15 protein-coding genes are annotated in these 20081 nt (G+C 41.1%); all 15 read left to right on the top strand.

The window, feature by feature from the left end; genetic code table 11:
* The first annotated feature begins 12 nt into the window (after positions 1-12).
* The 15 genes from rnr (at position 13) to ACTQX6_RS05395 (ending at position 20026) form a co-directional block, all read left to right on the top strand.
* Positions 13-2061: a ribonuclease R gene (gene rnr, locus ACTQX6_RS05465; protein ID WP_294688222.1), complete on the top strand. Its 2049-nt coding sequence runs from the start codon at positions 13-15 to the stop codon at positions 2059-2061.
* A 93-nt stretch (positions 2062-2154) separates the two neighbouring features.
* The gene (locus ACTQX6_RS05460) at positions 2155-2688 is read left to right on the top strand and encodes a TIGR00730 family Rossman fold protein (RefSeq protein ID WP_168966512.1); all 534 of its coding nucleotides are present in this window, start codon (positions 2155-2157) and stop codon (positions 2686-2688) included.
* Positions 2689-2913: 225 nt separating this feature from the next.
* Positions 2914-3585: an ankyrin repeat domain-containing protein gene (locus tag ACTQX6_RS05455; RefSeq protein ID WP_022789949.1), complete on the top strand. Its 672-nt coding sequence runs from the start codon at positions 2914-2916 to the stop codon at positions 3583-3585.
* Between the two features lie 12 nt (positions 3586-3597).
* On the top strand, positions 3598-5673 hold the full coding sequence (fusA, locus tag ACTQX6_RS05450; RefSeq protein WP_294688218.1) for an elongation factor G: 2076 nt from the start codon (positions 3598-3600) through the stop codon (positions 5671-5673).
* Positions 5674-5738: 65 nt separating this feature from the next.
* On the top strand, positions 5739-7490 hold the full coding sequence (locus ACTQX6_RS05445; RefSeq protein ID WP_294688216.1) for an ABC transporter ATP-binding protein: 1752 nt from the start codon (positions 5739-5741) through the stop codon (positions 7488-7490).
* A 60-nt stretch (positions 7491-7550) separates the two neighbouring features.
* Complete coding sequence (locus tag ACTQX6_RS05440; protein WP_294688215.1) at positions 7551-8516, top strand: GNAT family N-acetyltransferase; 966 nt, start codon at positions 7551-7553, stop codon at positions 8514-8516.
* Between the two features lies 1 nt (position 8517).
* Positions 8518-9648 (top strand): Mbeg1-like protein, encoded by a 1131-nt coding sequence (locus ACTQX6_RS05435; protein WP_441657343.1) that lies wholly within the window; start codon positions 8518-8520, stop codon positions 9646-9648.
* A 200-nt stretch (positions 9649-9848) separates the two neighbouring features.
* On the top strand, positions 9849-10463 hold the full coding sequence (locus tag ACTQX6_RS05430; protein ID WP_272001101.1) for an ECF transporter S component: 615 nt from the start codon (positions 9849-9851) through the stop codon (positions 10461-10463).
* A gap of 241 nt (positions 10464-10704) precedes the next feature.
* Positions 10705-12870, top strand: a complete 2166-nt coding sequence (locus ACTQX6_RS05425; RefSeq protein ID WP_294688209.1) for an ATP-dependent helicase — start codon at positions 10705-10707, stop codon at positions 12868-12870.
* A gap of 17 nt (positions 12871-12887) precedes the next feature.
* Entirely contained in the window at positions 12888-14888 is a 2001-nt protein-coding gene (ligA, locus tag ACTQX6_RS05420) for an NAD-dependent DNA ligase LigA (RefSeq protein ID WP_294688206.1), read from the top strand.
* A complete protein-coding gene (locus tag ACTQX6_RS05415) occupies positions 14869-15945 on the top strand; it encodes a CamS family sex pheromone protein (protein WP_294688204.1) in 1077 nt (358 codons plus the stop codon). Before ligA ends, ACTQX6_RS05415 begins: the two co-directional genes overlap by 20 nt.
* A 4-nt stretch (positions 15946-15949) precedes the next feature.
* Entirely contained in the window at positions 15950-16231 is a 282-nt protein-coding gene (gene gatC, locus ACTQX6_RS05410) for an Asp-tRNA(Asn)/Glu-tRNA(Gln) amidotransferase subunit GatC (RefSeq protein WP_117445254.1), read from the top strand.
* Positions 16232-17545, top strand: a complete 1314-nt coding sequence (locus ACTQX6_RS05405; protein WP_320863146.1) for an amidase family protein — start codon at positions 16232-16234, stop codon at positions 17543-17545. It begins immediately after the preceding gene.
* The gene (gene gatB, locus ACTQX6_RS05400; protein WP_294688302.1) at positions 17538-18944 is read left to right on the top strand and encodes an Asp-tRNA(Asn)/Glu-tRNA(Gln) amidotransferase subunit GatB; all 1407 of its coding nucleotides are present in this window, start codon (positions 17538-17540) and stop codon (positions 18942-18944) included. The genes ACTQX6_RS05405 and gatB overlap by 8 nt, the downstream gene beginning before the upstream one ends.
* A complete protein-coding gene (locus ACTQX6_RS05395; RefSeq protein WP_294688300.1) occupies positions 18941-20026 on the top strand; it encodes a hypothetical protein in 1086 nt (361 codons plus the stop codon). Before gatB ends, ACTQX6_RS05395 begins: the two co-directional genes overlap by 4 nt.
* Positions 20027-20081: the final 55 nt, after the last annotated feature.

The raw sequence follows: 20081 nt of genomic DNA, 5'->3' as shown, positions 1-20081 counted from the left end.
GGTGGTGATAAAATGAAAGATCGAATCTTAGAATGTTTTGAAAAGAAAAGACAATGGACAATAAAGGATTTGGAACGAAAGCTGAAATGCCAATCCTCAAAGGATTTTACACAATTGATTCAGGCATTGAATGCACTGGAAGAACAACAGATCCTTTGTAATAACCACAGTGTGTATTTTTATATTGATCAAAAAGAATTTGTAGTTGGAAAAGTAAAAGATCTATCAAAGTATGAATTTATGGTTTCTAATGGAGAAGAGAAGGTGTATGTACCGAAAAAATATGGACGAAATGCTTTTGATAAAGATGAAGTCTTAGTGCATTGTACAAAAAAGAAAAATGAAATCATTCATATTTATTCGCGGGGCATCACAAAAGTAACCGGCACCTTCTATCGAAGAAAAGGACAGTTTGTCTTTTACAGTGATGTGGATCTGCATACGTCTTTTCAAATTCAGAATTTAGATGAATTTAATATTGAACATCGTATGAAGGCTCTGGTTTTGATCACCAAATACACCGATCCCTTACAGTGTCGTATTGAAAAGTTATTAGGATATGAATATGAAAAAGGAATGGATATCACTTCTATCCTTTCAGCCAATAATGTTCGTCAGCATTTTTCTGATAAAGTATTGGCCCAGGCCGATGCTATGCCAAAAGAAGTGCAGGAAGCAGAACTGCAGGGACGAAGCGATTTTCGTGATTTGATGACAGTAACAATCGATGGTGATGATGCCAAAGACTTTGATGATGCGATCTCGATAGAAAAGACACAACAGGGGTATCGCCTGTATGTTCATATTGCGGATGTATCTCATTATGTAAAGGAAGGCAGTCCTATCGATCAGGAGGCTTTTGCCCGTTCTACCAGTATTTACGTGGCAGATCGTGTTGTACCGATGTTGCCGTTTGCCTTAAGTAATGGTATTTGTTCACTCAATCCCAATGTAGATCGCTGTACGTTGAGTTGTGTCATGGATATTGATTTTTCCGGACGCTGTCTGCATCATGAGATTGTCCCAAGTCTGATTCATTCCAATCGTCGTTGTACCTATTCCAAGGTCAATCGGTTTTTACAGGGCGATGCTCAGGCGCAAAAGGAGTATGAAGAGATTCAGGAGCTTTTGTATGCGTTTGAAGCCTGCGCCAAGCTGTTACAGGCACGTTCACACGATCGCGGAACGATTGATTTTAACACCAAAGAACCAAGACTGATCCTGGATGAAGAAGGGAAATGTATCGATGTACAATGCAGAGAGCGTGGCTTTGCCGAGCAGATGATTGAAGAGGCTATGATCCTGGCCAATGTTTGTGTGGCACATACATTAAATACTTGTGAAATTCCGGGTATCTATCGAGTCCATGAAACACCGGACCCCAAAAAAGTTTCGCATTTGACCATGTTGGCCCACTCATTGGGAATTCGAACCTCATTTTATCCAGATTCTGTCACGACCAAGGATATGCAGCAGTTTTTGGAGTCGATTCAAGATCCTGCCCTTTGCGATGTATTAAGCTATGTAGCTTTAAGAGCGATGCAGAAGGCAAGATATGATGCCAACTGTCTGGGACACTTCGGCTTATCTTTAAGCGAATATTGTCATTTTACTTCGCCGATTCGCCGCTATGCGGATCTGGTCGTACACCGGATGTTGCGTAAATATCTATTCTTACAGAATAAACAAGATAAGAATACGGATCTTGCGAAATGTGAACGACAGGCATTCTATATTTCCGGAAAAGAAAAAGATGCCGTGAATGTGGAGCGGCAGGTCAACGACTATAAACGTGCGGAATATATGGAAGATAAAATCGGTCAAATATTTAAAGGGAACATTGTCAGTGTGCATAACTTTGGATTTTTTGTGGAATTACCAAATACGGTAGAGGGACTGGTACCGATTCATTCTTTGGATGACTATTTTGATTTTGATGAAGTCGCCTCACGCCTGGTTTCTCAAAATCGAAAGAAAATATATACAATCGGACAAAAAGTTAAAGTGGTTTGTGAATCTGTGGATAAACTGAAAGGTCAGGTTAGTTTTGTGTTAAAGTAAAGGCTGTGCTCGTCACAGTCTTTTTTTAGAAGTATGCAAGGATACTTTTATGATGCATCATGTTATAGTAGAAGCAGGCAAGGAGGAAGTATTATGAATATTGCCGTTTATTTAGGTTCCAGTACAGGGAAAGATCCAAAGTATTCTGCATTGACTCGATCTATTGGACAATGGATCTGTAAACATCAAAATACATTGGTTTATGGTGCCGGCAGCAAAGGCCAGATGGGATTGTTGGCGGATACAGTCTATCAGGGAAAAGGCAGAATCATCGGTGTGATGCCAAGATTTTTATTAAAGATAGAAAAGCTGTATGCACATCTAGATGAAGAATATATGGTGGATACCATGTCACAGAGAAAACAGAAGATGATCGATTTGGCGCAGGGATTTATTGCCTTACCGGGCGGTCCGGGGACGTTAGAGGAAATTACCGAAATCATTTCTCTGGTTCGTTTAGATCAGTTACCTTATCCTTGTGTGCTCTATAATCTGGATGGCTATTATGACACCTTGAAACAGCAGATGGATGTTATGATCCAAGAAGGATTTTTAGATGAGGAAGGAATCAAAAACGTACATTTTGTCACCAGCCTGGAAGAGCTGGATGCCTTATTTGGCTACTAAGTGGCTTACTTGGTCATAGAATTGGCTTTCTTGGCTCTTGATTTGTCATTTATAGGGATTTTGATATAATCCAATCAAGCAAAGGAAGTGGTGAAGATGACAAAAGTTAGCGTTGTTACAAGCGGAAATGGAATTTCACACTTCTTTTATAGAGGATAAAACTGGGATGGGTGCATTCCAGTTTTTCTGTATTTGATCAAATCATAATAGAAGGAGGAACTTACAATGGATCAGAATTTCAACAAGGTATTTTGGGATGCATGCGCAAATGGTGATTTCCCGATGGTATGTGGGCAGATCAAGGCAGGAGCCGATGTCAACTATCAAAATGGAGATGGAAGAACCGCTTTGATGCGTGCGGCTAAGCGAGATCGTAAGGATGTCGTACAAGTTTTAATTGATAATGGAGCCGATGTCAATTTAGTGGATAATAAAGGAAAAACAGCTTTGATGGGGGCTGCGAAAAAAGGAAACAAAACAATTTGTAAGGCCTTATTAGATGCCGGAGCTGATGTCAATGCCAAAGATGACAGAGGACGTACCGCATTGATGCGTGCCGCTTTATTAGGCCAGGATCGCTGTGTGCAGGTTTTATTGGATGCCGGTGCGGATATCAACGCACAGGATGAAGTAGGACGTACAGCTTTGATGGAAGCCTGCATCGCCTTTAAACGAGATACGATCTCTATTTTATTGGAAAGAAATGCCAATGTGAATTTATTTGATAATAACGGATGTACGGCACTGATGCGTGCTGCTTATGGAGGATACCCAAGCCTTGTTGAAAAATTGTTATCCTATGGTGCTGATAAAGATATGCAGGACAAACAGGGGAATACAGCTTTAGATTACGTCAGAGAACACTGTCGCGCTCAATTGGAGCCGATCTTACGATAGGAGGATTGGACCATGCGAGATTATTTAAGTTCAGAAGTACGCAACGTCAGCGTAATCGGACATAGTGGTGCCGGTAAGACCAGTGTTTTGGAAGCTATGTTGTATTACACCAAAGCGACCGACCGTTTTGGAAAGACCAGCGATGGCAGCAGTATGATCGACTTTGATGCCGAGGAAATCAAACGTGGCATTTCTGTCTATTCATCCATCGTTCCAATCGAATGGGAAGACTGTAAGATCAATTTCATCGATACACCGGGGTATTTGGATTTTGTCGGTGAAAAACAAGCCGGTTTTGCGGTAGGTGACAGCTGCCTGATCGTAGCTAATGCCAAAGATGTATTGGAGTCCGGAACCAAATTAGCTTTTAAACAGGCAAGAGAAGCGAAAAAACCAACGATTTTCTTTATCAATAAACTGGATGAAGAAAATACAAGCTTTAACGATGCTTATACTTTACTTCATGAAGAGTTTGGAAAATCGATCATTCCCTTTGAAGTACCGATCGTAGAAAACGGAGAAGTTGTCGGTTCTGTCAACATCATCAAAAATAAAGCCTGGTATTATAAAGGCGAACATGCCGGAAGCGATACACCGCAGCCGGTTCCGGAAGACATGAAGGATGAAATCAGCATGTACAAAGATCAGATTGCCGAAGCCGTTGCGATGGGCGATGATGATCTGATGGAAAAATTCTTCTCCGGAGAAGAATTCAGCGATGCGGAACTGACAAAGGGTGTTCGTATCGGTGTACGCAATGGAGAGATTTGTCCGGTTTTCTCCGGAAGTGCCATTCAATCCATCGGTATCCAGCGTTTGATGGACTTGATTATTTCCTATTTCCCAACGTATTCGGAGAAAGGAATGTACACAGCTACAACACCAAATGGAGTGAAGGTCGAATTGTTGACATCAGAAACCGAAACATTGACAGCACAGGTCTTTAAAACCATCGTTGACCCATTTGTAGGACGTATTTCTTACTTGAAAGTATTAAGTGGTGTTTTGAATTCCGATTCTACACTTGTCAATGCCAATAACGGAAAACCGGAAAAAATTAGTTCGATCTATATCATTAAAGGAAAGCACCAGACGGCTGCCGGTAAGCTGTTTACCGGAGATATCGGAGCTTTGGTTAAACTGCAGAATACCAAGACAAACGATACCCTTTGTGAAAAAGGTAAGCTGCTGATGGCTGATCCGATTGAATTTGATGAACCAATGTTTGGGCAGGCTATCTTCCCGAAAACAAAGAATGACGAAGATAAGCTTTCCAATGGCTTGGCTCGTTTAGTCGAAGAAGATCCGACATTTAAGGTCATCAATAATACGGAAACCAAGGAAACCGTCGTATATGGCATCGGAGATCAGCATTTGGACGTGATCTTAAATAAATTGAAAAATAAATACAAAGCCGAAGTCACTTTGGCCGATCCAAAGGTTATGTATCGTGAAACCATCACTAAGAGCGCAACCGGTGAAGGTCGTCATAAAAAACAATCCGGTGGGCATGGGCAATTTGGGCATGTATTTGTCGATTTTGCGCCAAATCCGGATGTAGAAGAAATGGAATTTAATGAAAAAGTCTTCGGTGGTGCTGTACCGAAACAATACTTCCCGGCGGTTGAAAATGGATTAAGAGAATGTTGTGAAGAGGGAAGCCTGGCCGGTTATAAAATGGTCAACATCAAGACAACTTTGACGGATGGTAAATACCATGATGTCGATTCCAGTGAAATGGCCTTTAAATTAGCCGCAAGACTTGCCTTTAAGGATGCGATGACAAAGTGCCATCCGATTCTTCTAGAACCGATCATGAATGTTGTCGTGACGGTACCGGATGAATATACCGGAACTGTTATCGGTGATTTGAATAAACGTCGTGGTGCCATTATGGGTATGACACCGGAAGATGGCGATCAGATCATTGAAGCACAGGTTCCAATGGCAGAAATGGCCAGATATTCCATTGAACTTAGAAGCATGACACAAGGTCTGGGTAAATATACGATGGAAATGGATCGTTATGATCCGGTACCGGAGCCACAGGCCAGTCGTATCGTTCAGGCCAGCAAAAAAGAGGATTAGTGGGAAGCCGTGCAAAACGGCTTCTTTTTTCGTGTGGTTCTGTTATAATGATTCCCGGTGATGCTATGAAAACTTTTAAACATTTTATCGGCTATTATAAGCCTTATAAATTTGTCTTCTTTTTTGATTTATTCTGTGCTTTAACAATTTCTTTGATTGATTTGGCTTTCCCATTGATCTTAAACTACTGCACAGATACGATGTTTATTCAAAAAAGCGTGGAGATTTTACAGGGACTCATCTGGTTGCTTGCCGGACTGTTGGTTCTCTATGTGATTCGTGCTTTGTGTCGCTATTATGTGTCCGCCCAAGGACACATCATGGGGGCTCACATGGAAAGAGATATGCGAAAAGAGTTGTTTGATCAGTACCAGAGACTTTCTTTTTCCTATTATGATAAGCACAATACCGGGATCATGATGTCAAGAGTCGTCAGTGACTTATTTGATATTTGTGAATTCGCTCATCATGGACCGGAAAATTTGTTTATTTCTTTGATCAAGATCATCGGCTCCTTTGTGATTTTGTCTTTGATCTACTGGCCTTTGGCTCTGTTGTTGTTTATCGTGACTTTGATCATGCTTATCTTTAGCTATACACAAAACAAATCCATGCGGGCAACTTTTATGGATAACCGAAGAAAGATCGGTGATGTCAATGCTGCATTACAAGACAGCCTGGCCGGGATTCGTGTTGTACAATCTTTTACCAATGAGGATATTGAACGAGAAAAATTTGCCCATTCCAATAATGAGTTTTTAGCTTCCAAGAAACGAAACTATCGTGTGATGGGAACGTATTACGGCATGAATAATTTCTTTCAGGGTTTATTGTATGTGACCGTCTTGGTCGGTGGAGGTTACTTTGTGGCTATGGGAAATTTAAGCCCCTTAACGCTGGCCACCTTTGCACTGTATGTCAATATCTTTGTGGCACCGATCGATATTTTGATCGAATTTACCGAGATGCTTCAAAAAGGATTTTCTGGATTTAAACGTTTTGAAGAAGTGATGAAAGAAGTGCCGGACATTCAGGATGCCAAGAATGCGCATCCTTTAGAGAATGTACATGGTGATATTTCTTTTAAAGATGTTTCTTTTACCTACAACAAGGAAGAATCTGTATTAGAACATGTAAATCTGGATATCCCGGCCGGAAAGAAAGTGGCTTTAGTCGGACCTAGCGGTTCCGGGAAGACGACCTTGTGTTCTTTGATTCCTCGCTTTTATGATGTGCAAAGTGGCCAGATTCTGGTCGATGGACAAGATGTGCGAGATCTGCGGGTAAAGAGTTTAAGACAGGCTATTGGTTTGGTGCAGCAGGATGTCTATCTGTTTACCGGAACGATTGAACAAAATATCGCATACGGAAAACCAGATGCGACACCAGAAGAAATTATAGAGGCGGCCAAGAAGGCAAATATTCATGATTTCATTTTATCTTTGCCGGATGGATATGATACGTTTGTCGGTGAAAGAGGGGCTCGTTTATCCGGCGGACAAAAGCAGCGCATCTCGATTGCCCGTGTGTTCTTAAAGAATCCAAAGATCTTAATTTTAGATGAGGCTACCAGTGCCTTGGACAATGAGAGTGAAAGAATTATTCAAAAATCCTTGGAAGAGCTCAGCAAAGATCGTACCTGCATCACGATTGCTCATCGCTTATCAACGATTAAAAATGCCGATGAGATCGTTGTTATCAATCATGACGGATTGCAGGAAAGAGGAACGCATGAAGAATTGATGAAAAAGGGCGGTACATATGCTCGATATTATAACCTTCAATTTGAGGGATTGGAGCAGATCATGGTTTCATGATCTGTTTTCTTATACAGAAGATCTATTGTTATGTATAATAGATGAAAAGGGGGATGGAGTATGTCTATTCGAGCATTTGAAGCAGCTGATCTATCGGCTCTCTATGATATTTATGCGTATTATGTGAAGACAACAGCCTATAACTTTGACTTGGAGCCGATGTCGTATTCGCAATATAAAGCACAGATTGAGGAAATTGCGAAAGAATACCCAATCTTTGTGGCTTGTCATGATGAGCAGGTAATAGGTTATGCGTATGTGCATCCGGCTTTTTCTAAGGCAGCCTATCGCTTCTGTATGGAGGTTACGATCTATTTTCAGGAAGGCTCTCATTTTGGTTTGGCAGATTCTTTGTTGGAGACATTGGAAAAGGCATGTATTCAAAAAGGATATCGCTGGTTAATTGCATGCATTACCGATACGAATGACAGAAGCATTGCGTTTCATCAACGCCATGGATATCAATGGAGTGGAGCTTTGCCGGAATGTGGTTTTAAATTTGATGCATGGCATGGAGTTGTCTGGTTGATCAAGGATATCCTGAAACCTAAACCATCTTATTACAAAGCACCGAATGCCACAATTACCGGTGATGTGCAGATTGGAAAAGGCTCAAGCATTTGGTTTGGAACTGTTGTTCGAGGCGATAGTGATACGATTCGTATAGGTGAACAGACCAATGTGCAGGATAATGCGGTATTACACTGTTCCAAAGGGCATCCGCTGACAATTGGTAATCGTGTTACGATTGGTCATCATGCGATTGTACATGGGTGTACCATTGAAGATGAAGTATTGATTGGAATGGGTGCAACGATTATGGATGCAGCAAAGATTGGCAAACATTCGATTATCGGAGCCGGTGCTCTGGTACCACCGGGGAAGGTGGTTCCGGAGGGTTCTGTGGTTTTAGGATGTCCGGGCAAAGTTCATCATCTTGTAACACCAAAACAGATCGAACAAATTCTGGACAATGCACAGGAATATGTAGAATACGCTCAACTGTATGAAAAACGAGGTATCTGATATGGAAAATATGTTGAATTATGTGCATTTACGTAAAGATATTCCGTTTTCTTTTCGACCATTAAACTGGGTTGATCTTTTGATCCTGAATGAATTATCGTATGTCGATTGGACCCATATTGTCCAAAAAGAACCCGTTTGTCTACCTCAGGCCTGCCAGTCTTATTTTAAAATGCATACAGAACAGGAAATTGAACAGCGATTCTGTTTTTCCAGGAATATACCCAATCTGGTCATGGATCTGCAAGATACGATACGTTATCAAAATGTTCGCATTACACATTATCAGGAAGTCTATGATGAAGAAAAGATGATTCAGTTTGGAGCCATGTCCTTTTTGATGCCGGATGGTACGATTTTGATCAGCTTTCGTGGTACGGATGGCACCATGACCGGCTGGAAAGAAAATATGCGCATGACTTATACAGATGAACTGCCTTGTCATAAGCTGGCATTGGCATTTTTGGAACAAGTGTTGGACAGTATCCCGGAAACAACTTCTTTTTTTGGTTTGGTTAAAAAGAAAGTCTATCCAAAGATTTATGTAAGCGGTCATTCTAAAGGAGGAAACCTTGCGATGTATGCCGCTTTAAAGACCACACAATATGCGGATGTGATCACCAAAGTGCTTGCCTTTGATGCACCGGGCTTTCGTTCTTCTTTTATTGATTCGGTAAAGGACAATCCTGTTTTGAAGAAGATCACAAACTATAAGCCAAAGGACTCAATCATCGGTTGTCTTTTGGAGCATATGGAAAAAGAAGTCGTGCTGGATGCTGAAGAAAGTGGACTGCTTCAACACGATACATTCAGCTGGAAGATTACGACAGATTCTTATCTTCCGCTTAAAGAACTTTCTATAACCAGTAAGGAAACTTTACAGCTTGTCGATCGACTGCTTTTATCAAAAAGCGATGAAGAAAAAAAGGAGTATATTGAGTTGATTTTCTCTATCATGGATCGATTGGATATTACAAATGTATCGAACTTGAGCGAAATCAGTTTAAAACAAGTCATGTTGGGCTTTCTGGAATTAAAGAATATGTCTAACGATGAAAGAAAGTTTATCTTTGACATTGTGAATTTTATTCGCATGCAGACATATTCATGGATGAAAACACAGAAGAAGTGAAAGCCAAGCTTATTTTTATATAGAAATTTAAGTGTGGAATTGATTATAAATGAAATGACAGGGTTGATTTGTTCCTGTCATTTTTTTATAATTCTTTTAGCTTTGGACAATATAGATCGAAAGACTATAATTGAAGATTCCAAATCGAAGTTTTTGTTTACATCGTATCTTTAAGAACGAGAGTAGGAGGAAAATTGAATATGTCAAAAACATCGAATCAGATCAAAAGTCTGACTATGCTGGCGCTATTTTTAGCGATTGAAGTTGTACTTTTGGTAACGCCGTTAGGCTATTTGCGAATAGGAGTGCTTAGCGCTACGCTGATGCATGTACCAGTTATTGTCTGTGCCTGTACGATGGGTACCAAGTATGGTGTATTGATGGGACTTGTCTTTGGGATCACTTCGGTGATCAATGCGACAATGGCACCTACGGTAACCAGCTTTGCGTTCAGTCCCTTTGTAGAAGTCGGCGGCTTTAGTGGCGGCTTTCAATCTTTGATCGTTGCGATCGGTCCACGTCTTTTACTGGGATGGCTTGCCGGTACTATTTATCATGGATTGATCAAAAAAGGAAAATCTGTTTCTGCAAGTGCTGCCTTGTCTGCTCTGGTTGCTACAGCTTTACATACAGTGGGAGTGCTTGGTCTGATTCTTTTATTCTATGCAGCGCCTTATGCACAAGCTATCGGTGTTGCCCAAGGTGCTTTAATGGCTGCCATGGGAACAGTTATTTTAACGAATGCGATTCCCGAAATCATCGTTGCGATTTTAGCCAACATAGCTTTGACAAAAGCTTTAAGTGCAAGAAGATAAGTAAAATGTCCGTCAAGGGCATTTTTTTCTACTGTTAAAGAAAAGATGCTTAGTCAACAGGAGTCTTAATGAGTTTGTAGTTTTTCAAACTCAGAAAGTGATAAATTGGTTAAATGGCCGATCGTGTCTAAAGAGTTATTTTTAAGGAAATGGACTCTTTTTCACTTTAGTCAAATCCTCTTTTTGGTAACCTTCCTTTTTCTTTTACAGTGTCCATGATAAAATAATCGAGGTGAAGAAAATGAGTATTTTAGAAACATTAAATAGTAAACAAAGAGAAGCGGCTTCGATTACGGATTCGCATGTACGGATCATCGCTGGGGCCGGTAGTGGAAAAACACGTGTATTGATGGCTCGTATCGTTTATTTGGTCAAAGAATGTGGGGTGTTCCCAAATCGGATCATGGCGATTACTTTTACCAATAAGGCAACCAATGAAATGAAGGAACGTCTGATGGCACAGCTGGGTAAAGAGGCATTGGCTGTGCGTATTTCAACGATTCACTCTTTATGTGTACGTATTTTACGTGAAGATGCGGATGCGATCGGATACCCTCGCTCTTTTACAATATTGGATAGCGATGATCAAAAACAGATTCTTCGACCGATTTATAAAGCTATGGATTTGGATATCAAAGAATTGAATATGAACAAAGTTTTAGGTATGATTTCCGGATATAAAAGCGAGGACTTCAGTCCGGTACAGGCTTTGGAAATGGCTTTTACCAAAGAACAGGAAAACATTGCACATATTTATGAGAAATATGAAGAAAAGCGTAAAGAGATGAAGGCCATGGATTTTGATGATCTGCTTAGAGAAGCGCATCATCTGTTACAGAAGGAAGAATCGGTTCGTACCAAGTGGCAAAATCGTTTAGATTATATTCATGTCGATGAGTTTCAGGACGTGGATCCGGTGCAATATTCGATCATTCGTATGTTGACAGGTCCCCATGCGTTCTTATGTGTCGTTGGAGATCCTGATCAGACGATTTATACGTGGCGTGGTGCCAGCGTGGATATTATCCTGCGTTTCGATAAAGATTTTCAACCGTGTAAAAGTGTTATCCTGGATCAGAATTATCGTTCGACCCAACCGATTCTGGATGCCAGTAATGCTTTGATCCAGTACAATGAGGATCGAATCAAAAAGGATTTGTTTACCCAGATTCCGGGGCAGGACAAAATTATATTACATACATGTGTCGATGATAATGAAGAACCTTTATATGTCGCAAAAAAGATACAGGAAGAACATCGAAATGGAATCGATTATAAAGATATGGCAATCTTGTATCGTTCCAATTTCTCCTCTCGTTCCTTTGAACGTGTGCTTCGTACCGTATCGATCCCTTATCGTATATATGGGGGGATTCGCTTCTATGAACGACAGGAAATCAAAGATGCGCTGGCGTATTTAAAGCTATGTACCAAACCGGAAGAAAGTGATCCTAAACAATTATCACTGGATCTTGCCGTGCTTCGTGTAATCAATCAGCCTAGACGTGGTATTGGACAAAAATCGATCGAGAACCTGCGTGAGGAAGCAACGATGCGTGGCATCAATCTCTACGAAGTTTTAAAAGATCCGCAACAAATTTCTGGTGCGATCATCAAAAAATGTGCCCCCTTTGTAAGCTTGATTGAGGATTTAAGAAGACAAAGAGAGAATCTTTCTTTGGAAGATTTTTTAGAGTATGTGCTGGAACAAAGTGGCTATAAGAAGATGCTGCAGGAAGAAAATGAAGAAGAACGTCTGGAAAACTTAAAGGAACTCAAAAGCGATATCGCTCAAAGTCTGCGGGAAGATCCGGAAATGACACTGGAAAGCTATTTACAGGAGGTCAGCCTGTTTACATCACGTGCCAATGAGGAAAGCGGGAATTGTGTATCACTGATGACAGTACACTCGGCTAAAGGATTGGAGTTTGATACTGTGTTTGTGGTCAACTTCAATGATGGTGTATTCCCAAGTACTCGTTCCATGGATGAAGGAGGCCGGAAAGCCTTGGAAGAAGAAAGACGACTTTGTTACGTGGCGATGACAAGAGCCAAACGACATTTGTATATCACATGGAATACAGGCTACAGCTACATGTTGGATAAGTATAAGATACAAAGTCGATTCATCATGGAAATTCCGGAAAAATGCACCTTTCAGGAAGGAAAAGAGAAAGAAGTTAAACGAGAAGAACATCAGATAGCATCGATTGGTATTCCTTCTAAAAAATCAAAAGCGCCTTTCAAGGTCAAAGATCGTGTCACACATGCAGTCTTTGGGGAAGGAATCGTTTTAAAGCTGGAAAACAATATTGCGACGATTGCCTTTAAACATCCTTATGGCATCAAGAAATTAAATGCCTTGCATCCTTCAATCAAGAAGGCAAAGCATAAAGTCGTGTTATAATACAGATGGTGAAATGTATGAATGAACAACAACGTATTGAAGAATTACGAAAACTTTTAGAGAAGTATTCGATTGAATATTATGTGTATGATAAGCCCAGTGTATCTGATCAGGAATACGATCGTTTGATGCAGGAGCTAATGGCACTGGAAGAAAAACATCCGGAGCTCTACGATCCCAATTCACCCAGCCAGCGTATCATCGGTGCGGTATTGGATGGATTTGAAAAGGTGGAGCATCAGACGCAGATGCTTTCGTTAGGAAATGTCTTTAATTATGAAGAAATTCAAGCTTTTGTCGAACGAATTCAAGAAAGCGTCAAGGATGCCGAATTTGTCGTAGAGTGCAAATACGATGGACTGGCCATGGCTTTGTTGTATGACAATGGACGATTTACCCGAGCGATCACACGTGGTGATGGATTTGTCGGAGAAGATGTCTCCAATAATATCCGTACGATTGCCTCGATTCCAATGTATATCGAAGAAACAAGGCATATCGAGATTCGCGGGGAAGTCTATATGCCTAAAAAAAGCTTTGAAGAGCTAAACGAAAAACAGGAAAAAGAAGGAAAAGCTTTATTTGCCAATCCCCGAAATGCGGCAGCCGGTTCCATTCGTCAGTTAGATTCTTCCATTTGTGCGCAAAGAAAACTGGATGCCTACTGGTATTATTTCCAGAATGCAGCTGATTTTGGTATCACCAGTCAGGAAGAAGCGTTGGAAAAGATGGAACAGCTTCATTTTCGTGTCAATCCGTTACGCAAGGTTTGTAGAAATACGGCACAAATCTGGGACTTTATTCAGTCGATTCATGAACAAAGAGAAGAACTGCCTTATGAGATCGATGGGATGGTCATTAAGCTAAACAGTTTACCGGATCAGGCGCGTTTAGGTTCTACCGCAAAAGCGCCACGCTATGCGACTGCTTATAAATTTCCGGCCCAGGAGGTTCAGACACGCTTAAAAGATATTACGATCACGGTTGGACGAACCGGAAAGATCACTCCCAATGCGGTTTTAGAACCGGTAAGAGTGGCCGGAACGACGGTAAGTGCCGCCCAGCTTCACAATGAAGATATGATAGCTTCCAAAGATCTTCGCATCGGTGATATCGTCGTGGTGCGAAAGGCCGGAGAAATCATTCCGGAAGTCGTCAGCAGTATTAAAGAACGAAGAGATGGTACCCAAAAACCATATGTGTTCCCTAAAGAGTGTCCGGTCTGTGGATCTAAACTGGTACGTTTAGAAGGAGAGTCGGCGCATTACTGCATCAATCAGGATTGCCCGGCACGTGTTGTCGAAAGTATGATTCACTTTGCCTCCCGCGATGCGATGGATATCGATTCTTTAGGCGATAAAAAGATCGAACAGCTGCATGAATTTGGCTTTTTAAATTCGATTGAGGATATTTACTTTTTAAAGAATCATCGTGAAGCGCTTTTAGAAAAGCGAGGATATCAGGTCAAATCGGTCGATCATATGTTGGAGACGATCGAAGAAAGTAAAAAACAGCCGTTAGGTGTCTTATTGTATGGGCTGGGTATCCGTCAGGTCGGCAAAAAGGCGGCCATGATCCTGGCACATCATTTTGGCACGATGGAAAATTTAAGAAACGCAACTTTGGAAGAGCTGGTCCAAATTCGTGATATCGGACAAATTACGGCCGAAAGTATTCTGGCGTTCTTTCAGGAAGAGAAAAACAGACATCTGATTCAGGTCTTACAGGAGCAGGGCTTGAATATGGAACAGGAAAAAGAAAAGATCCATGCGTCTGGTTTCAGTAACAAAACAGTGGTTTTAACGGGAACCTTAGAGCATTATACACGCACGGAAGCTAAAAAAATATTAGAGTCATTAGGAGCCAATGTAGCCGGTTCGGTATCGAAAAAGACAGATTATGTCATTTATGGAACGGCGGCAGGCTCTAAGTTGGAAAAGGCTCGTAATTTAGGCGTTGCCTTAATGAGCGAGGAAGAATTCGTACAGGAGGTGTCAAATGCATTGGAGGAAAACTAGTCTTTGTATATTGATGTCTTTGTTGGTGCTTTGTGGATGTAGTACGGTATCCAATTCGAATCAGCTCAATCCGATCGGGGAAGAAGAGTACGCGGCCATACAGCCTTATGAAAGTAGTGATGCACGTATCAAGCATGCCGCTCTTATGGGGGATACAGAAGCGCGGTTTCGCATGGAACAGGGATTGATGGATCTATCAAAGACGTATTTTTCACCCACGAAAGTCGCCTATAAAACACAGGAATTTTTGGATTATGATGAATTGGATGCCACCGATGGCTCCAGAGGTTTGTTAGGAACAAATCGAGATGAAAATCCCAATGGGTTAAATCCCAGTCCGGATGAAGGCTTTAATACCGGAAATGGTACAGTCAGCGGGGCTGTGATCTTAGTGGATCTCTATGAGCTGGACTGGTATGCCGATGATGAGCTGCAAGGCATTTCCATCGCAATGGTCGTCAATGATGCCTTAGAGGATAAAAATGGAAAAACAGTGGAGATCACCAAAGATCGTATGCAGAATTACTTAGAGGTAACTTCCGGTCATTTGGTCAGCTATATGCGTGAGCGTTTTAACTCCATTACTTCTAATGTGCCGATTTATGTAGCATGTTTCTCTTTGGATCATGCATCAGATACCCTGGGTTCTTATATTTATCAAGGATATTTTGAAGGGGCACAGGGAGATTTTTCAGAACTGGATTTGACTTGGGCAGAGGTTCCCGGTGCTGCCTTCAGCAAGGCAGATGCCGATATGGCAGCGCAGTTTGCGGAATATCAAAATGAACTAAGTCATGTTCTTGTCGATTATTCGTATCTGGTTGGAAAAGCCACTCTGCAAGATGGGAAGGTTATTCAGTTGAATATCACATTGACAGCGCATGGAAAGACTGCCAGCGAGATTTTGGCCATCACACAGGCCGCCAGTGAACAAATGGTCGTCTTTACCAATTCTTCCTGTACCTATAAGGTAGAAGTTATCACCGATGTCGGTACGTATGCCATTGTATCCAAAGATGCCGGCAGTGAAGATGTCAATGTGATGACCATGCAGTAAGTGTATGAATAAAGAAAGAATAAAAGCACTCCAAAACGAAGTTCGTATTCAAATTGATGATTCTCAATATGAAGAAATCGAAAACGAACTGTGTAAAATGGAAGAAATTGCCAAGGCTTTTTCAAAAATGGATACAGGGAATGTGGAACCCATGGTTCGCTGTTTTGAAACAGAAGCTGTTTTTCGAAAAGAGGATTCGATTTACACCTTGACCAAAGAAGAAGCTTTGATCAATGCCAATTCTACAAAAGATGGGTATATAGAAATCAGCAGGGTGGTGAAATAAATGCCCTTAACCAAAGAATATATCAGAAAACAATGTGAATTTGCGCAACAAAAGACACAGGCCATTGTGTCTTTTGTTGTACCTGAGATACAAGACAAAGGAAGGCTTAAGAATGTACGAATAGCCCTTAAAGATAACATTTCCTTAAAAGGTTATCCGCTGCAGGCCGGGTCTAAAATTTTGGAAGGTTATCAATGCCCTTATGATGCGACCATTGTAGAAAAGATCAAACAGGCAGGCGGCTGTATTGTCGCAAAGACAGCCATGGATGAGTTAGGAATGGGAGGCTCCGGCAACAATGATATTCATGGGCCGGTCACTTATCCATGGGATGTAAACCGAATACCGGGAGGAAGCAGCAGTGGTTGTGCTGCTTTGGTGGCAGTCGATGGTGCTGATGTAGCTGTGGGAACGGATACCGGTGACAGCATTCGTAAGCCGGCCAGCTATATGGGGCTGGTTGGGTTGAAACCAACATATGGAAGAATTTCCCGTTTTGGCATTGTCCCTTATGCCAGTTCGATGGACACCGTCGGTATTTTAGCTCGATCTATAGAACAGGTAGAATGTGTATATGATGTTTTAAAAGGGCAGGATGAAAGAGATTTGATGACATTTTTGCCAAAATCACTTGAAGAAGCATCCCAAAAGAAAGAAGGGTTGTTACGACTGGCTGTTTTTGATTCAATATCGGAAGATGCCTATCCTGTTTTAAAAGCTCGACTACAAAAATTGATCGAGCAACTGGAAACAAAACAAACGATCAAACACGTACAAATGCCACAATCTCTATTAGCGTTGATCGATCCTGTCTATACCGTGATTGCCAATGCCGAAGCCTGCAGCAATCATGCCAATTTGGATGGTCTTCGCTTTGGCTTGTCATCCAAAGATCAAAGCGTGGAAAACATTCGCTCTAGAGGGTTTTCCTGGGAAGTCAAAAAACGCTTTTTATGTGGCGCTTATGCACTGCATAAAGAAAATCAGGAGCGATTGTTTATCAAGGCACAGAAGATACGCCGAAAACTGGTGGATGCGTATGCTTCAATGTTTACAGAAGCAGACATTGTTTTTTCTTTGACCACGCCGGATGTGGCACCTTTGATCTCAGAATATAAAGAGGATGCATCGATCGGACTTTCGTATTTAAAGCTATCCAATTTTTCCGGTTATCCTTCCATTTCCATTCCTTTTGGACATAAGGAGGGTCTTCCTTTTGGCCTTCATTTAGCTGCTAAGCCTTGCCGGGAAGATTTGTTGTTGGAAGCCGCAAAATTGTTTTCTCAAGTGATACAGGAGATGGATCATGTATAAGGTACATATAGGAATTGAAATTCATTGTGCATTGCGAACCAAGACAAAGATGTTTTCCTCGGCTTTGGTTACACAAAATCAAGATCCCAATACTTCTTTGGATATCATTGATCTGGCGTTGCCGGGCTATTTGCCGACAATTAATAAAAAAGCGGTAGAGTATGGCATTTTGGTTTGTGATGCACTGCATTGTACAATCGATCCGGTTTTACGCTTTGATCGCAAAAACTATGCCTATCCTGATCTTCCAAAAGGCTTTCAGATTACGCAGCAGTTTTATCCACTGGGAAAAAATGGCTATATAATGATCGAAGGACAAAAAATCGGTATTGAACGAGTGCATCTGGAAGAAGATACCGCAAAGATGATCCATCATTCGCAAAGTACCTTGTTGGATTTTAATCGTTGTGGTACTCCTTTACTGGAAATTGTCAGCGCGGCGCAAATTCATTCAGTGGATCAGGCTTGTGCTTATGTGAAATCTCTTCAACAAAAGCTGATTTATCTGGGTGTAACCCAGGGGCGCATGGATAAAGGACAGCTTCGTTGTGATATCAATGTTTCGTTAAGTCAAAATCCATCACAATTGGGAGATAAAGTGGAATTAAAAAATCTCAATTCGATTTCACATATCCGTCAGGCTTTGGATTATGAAATTCAAAGACAGTCTTTACTTTTGGATCAACATAAAAAAATAGAAATGCAGACACGTCGTTTTGACGAAAAGACAAAAACGACAATCTTATTGCGGAAAAAAGAAACACAAAAAGATTATCGATATTTTCCGGAACCGAATTTGCCAATTATTCATTTGGACAAAAGTTGGATTCAGGAAATCATCGCAAGACAGCCACATGATCCTAAAGAAATTTTGGATATTTTAAAGAAGCAGGGAATCGATGAGAAAGAGGCGCAGAGCCTTCTGGCACAAAAAGATTTGACGGATTTCTATTTTGCCGTTATAAAATATACAGAGCGAAATAGGGATGTTCTTCATCTGTTGTTGAATGATGTTCGAAATCAGATGAAGAGTCATGCGATTTCTTTGTCCGATGTCGATCCAAGACGATTCGCATGGATCGTTGATCAAAAAGAAGAAAATTTTTCGACAAACAGGATTCGTCAGTGGATTCTTGCGTTTTTAAACGGTAAAAATGTAGAGGATCAAATACAGAAGGCCAAAGACGAACAGCCCCATGTTAGTCGAATTGAAGAATGGATCAGGCAGGTATGTGATGCCAACCAACAAAGCATTGATGATTATCGCCAGGGTAAAAAACGCGCCCTGTCTTATTTAGTCGGACAGGTGTTAAAAGTTTCCAGAGGACAGGCAGATCCGGCACTTGTACAAAAAAAGCTGCAGGAAAGACTGAACCGGGAAAAGGAGGAAGCAGAATGAAAAAAGCAAATGCACCAAGCAAGATAAAGTGGGTATTTATCATATTATTGATATTGATCATACTGGCTGCGGCCGGTTATGGGGCTTATTATTTCTACTTTACACCGTCCAATCAGGGACAGTTGATGGAAGGCATCCTTGGTTTAGTTTATGTAAACTATGTGCAGATTTTGATTTCGGTGGCCGCTTTGATCATCATGTGCTTTATTGCCGGTGCCATCTTATCGCATCATAAAGAAGAAAAGAAACTTTTACGGTTTTTAACCGTCTTGATCTGTCTGGTTCCGGCCTTTCTAGTCGTGTTCTTTTTGTTGAAGGATCCGTTGATGGATATCGCATCCATTCAAAATCCACGAACAGTCTTGTTATCCAATGTGGTTTTGGAACAGAAAAAAGGGCAGTATGATGTATCCGGTACCGATCAAAACGGTCATCTTCAAACGTACCGCTTAAACAAAACAAGCTGGCAGACACTTGATGATACATGGGATGAAGATTCTAAAGACGTCTTTGCCCAGGTAGAAATCTTTCCACGCACACAGATCGTTTGCTCGATCAAGGTAGAAAAAGGATTACCACAGTCTTTGATCAATAAGCTTTCCATGAACGATCGTCTATCGGATTCCTGGCAGGACATGCAGCTGCAGGTTGATAATCAAGTTTATGTTTTAAACGATCCGCTTTCTTCTTTAACTCAAAGTGGATGGACCATTCAACAGACCGAATTTGAGGCCAAAAAACATGAGAATCTGGATGCCGGCAAAAGCATTGAATTAGATTTGGAAAACAAAAATGGAATGCAGATGCATATAACTGTTACCAATACGACCGATCAAACCATAGAAACCAGTCAGGCTTCCATCACACAGATCGTTGTCCATCGTATGAATTCAGGAATGCATATGATGTTAGCTCAAAAAATCGTATTGGGATGGAGTCAGCAGGATACTGTAGAAGAACTGTATGGAAAACCGACTTCTTCAGAAGAGAATCAGCTGCAATACCAGGAAGAGAATGAAACCTTGAATCTAGTCTTTAGTGATCAGGGCATCTTAGACCAGATTCATATGTCAGTGAAGTAAACCTGTTTCGACAGGTTTTTTCTTTACATCTGTATTATACTGTTATATACTGTTT

It is taken from the genome of Faecalicoccus sp. LCP19S3_E2, assembly GCF_052121255.1.
In the GTDB taxonomy this organism is placed as follows: Bacteria; Bacillota_I; Bacilli_A; order Erysipelotrichales; family Erysipelotrichaceae; genus Faecalicoccus.
Note: the sequence above shows the minus strand (reverse complement) of the source record. Positions and strands in the feature narration are given on the sequence as shown.

Bases quoted from the DNA above. Each gene is read 5' to 3' on its own strand.
- rnr (WP_294688222.1), top strand. From the start codon at position 13: ATGAAAGATCGAATCTTAGAATGTTTTGAAAAGAAAAGACAATGGACA.
- ACTQX6_RS05460 (WP_168966512.1), top strand. From the start codon at position 2,155: ATGAATATTGCCGTTTATTTAGGTTCCAGTACAGGGAAAGATCCAAAG.
- ACTQX6_RS05455 (WP_022789949.1), top strand. From the start codon at position 2,914: ATGGATCAGAATTTCAACAAGGTATTTTGGGATGCATGCGCAAATGGT.
- fusA (WP_294688218.1), top strand. From the start codon at position 3,598: ATGCGAGATTATTTAAGTTCAGAAGTACGCAACGTCAGCGTAATCGGA.
- ACTQX6_RS05445 (WP_294688216.1), top strand. From the start codon at position 5,739: ATGAAAACTTTTAAACATTTTATCGGCTATTATAAGCCTTATAAATTT.
- ACTQX6_RS05440 (WP_294688215.1), top strand. From the start codon at position 7,551: ATGTCTATTCGAGCATTTGAAGCAGCTGATCTATCGGCTCTCTATGAT.
- ACTQX6_RS05435 (WP_441657343.1), top strand. From the start codon at position 8,518: ATGGAAAATATGTTGAATTATGTGCATTTACGTAAAGATATTCCGTTT.
- ACTQX6_RS05430 (WP_272001101.1), top strand. From the start codon at position 9,849: ATGTCAAAAACATCGAATCAGATCAAAAGTCTGACTATGCTGGCGCTA.
- ACTQX6_RS05425 (WP_294688209.1), top strand. From the start codon at position 10,705: ATGAGTATTTTAGAAACATTAAATAGTAAACAAAGAGAAGCGGCTTCG.
- ligA (WP_294688206.1), top strand. From the start codon at position 12,888: ATGAATGAACAACAACGTATTGAAGAATTACGAAAACTTTTAGAGAAG.
- ACTQX6_RS05415 (WP_294688204.1), top strand. From the start codon at position 14,869: ATGCATTGGAGGAAAACTAGTCTTTGTATATTGATGTCTTTGTTGGTG.
- gatC (WP_117445254.1), top strand. From the start codon at position 15,950: ATGAATAAAGAAAGAATAAAAGCACTCCAAAACGAAGTTCGTATTCAA.
- ACTQX6_RS05405 (WP_320863146.1), top strand. From the start codon at position 16,232: ATGCCCTTAACCAAAGAATATATCAGAAAACAATGTGAATTTGCGCAA.
- gatB (WP_294688302.1), top strand. From the start codon at position 17,538: ATGTATAAGGTACATATAGGAATTGAAATTCATTGTGCATTGCGAACC.
- ACTQX6_RS05395 (WP_294688300.1), top strand. From the start codon at position 18,941: ATGAAAAAAGCAAATGCACCAAGCAAGATAAAGTGGGTATTTATCATA.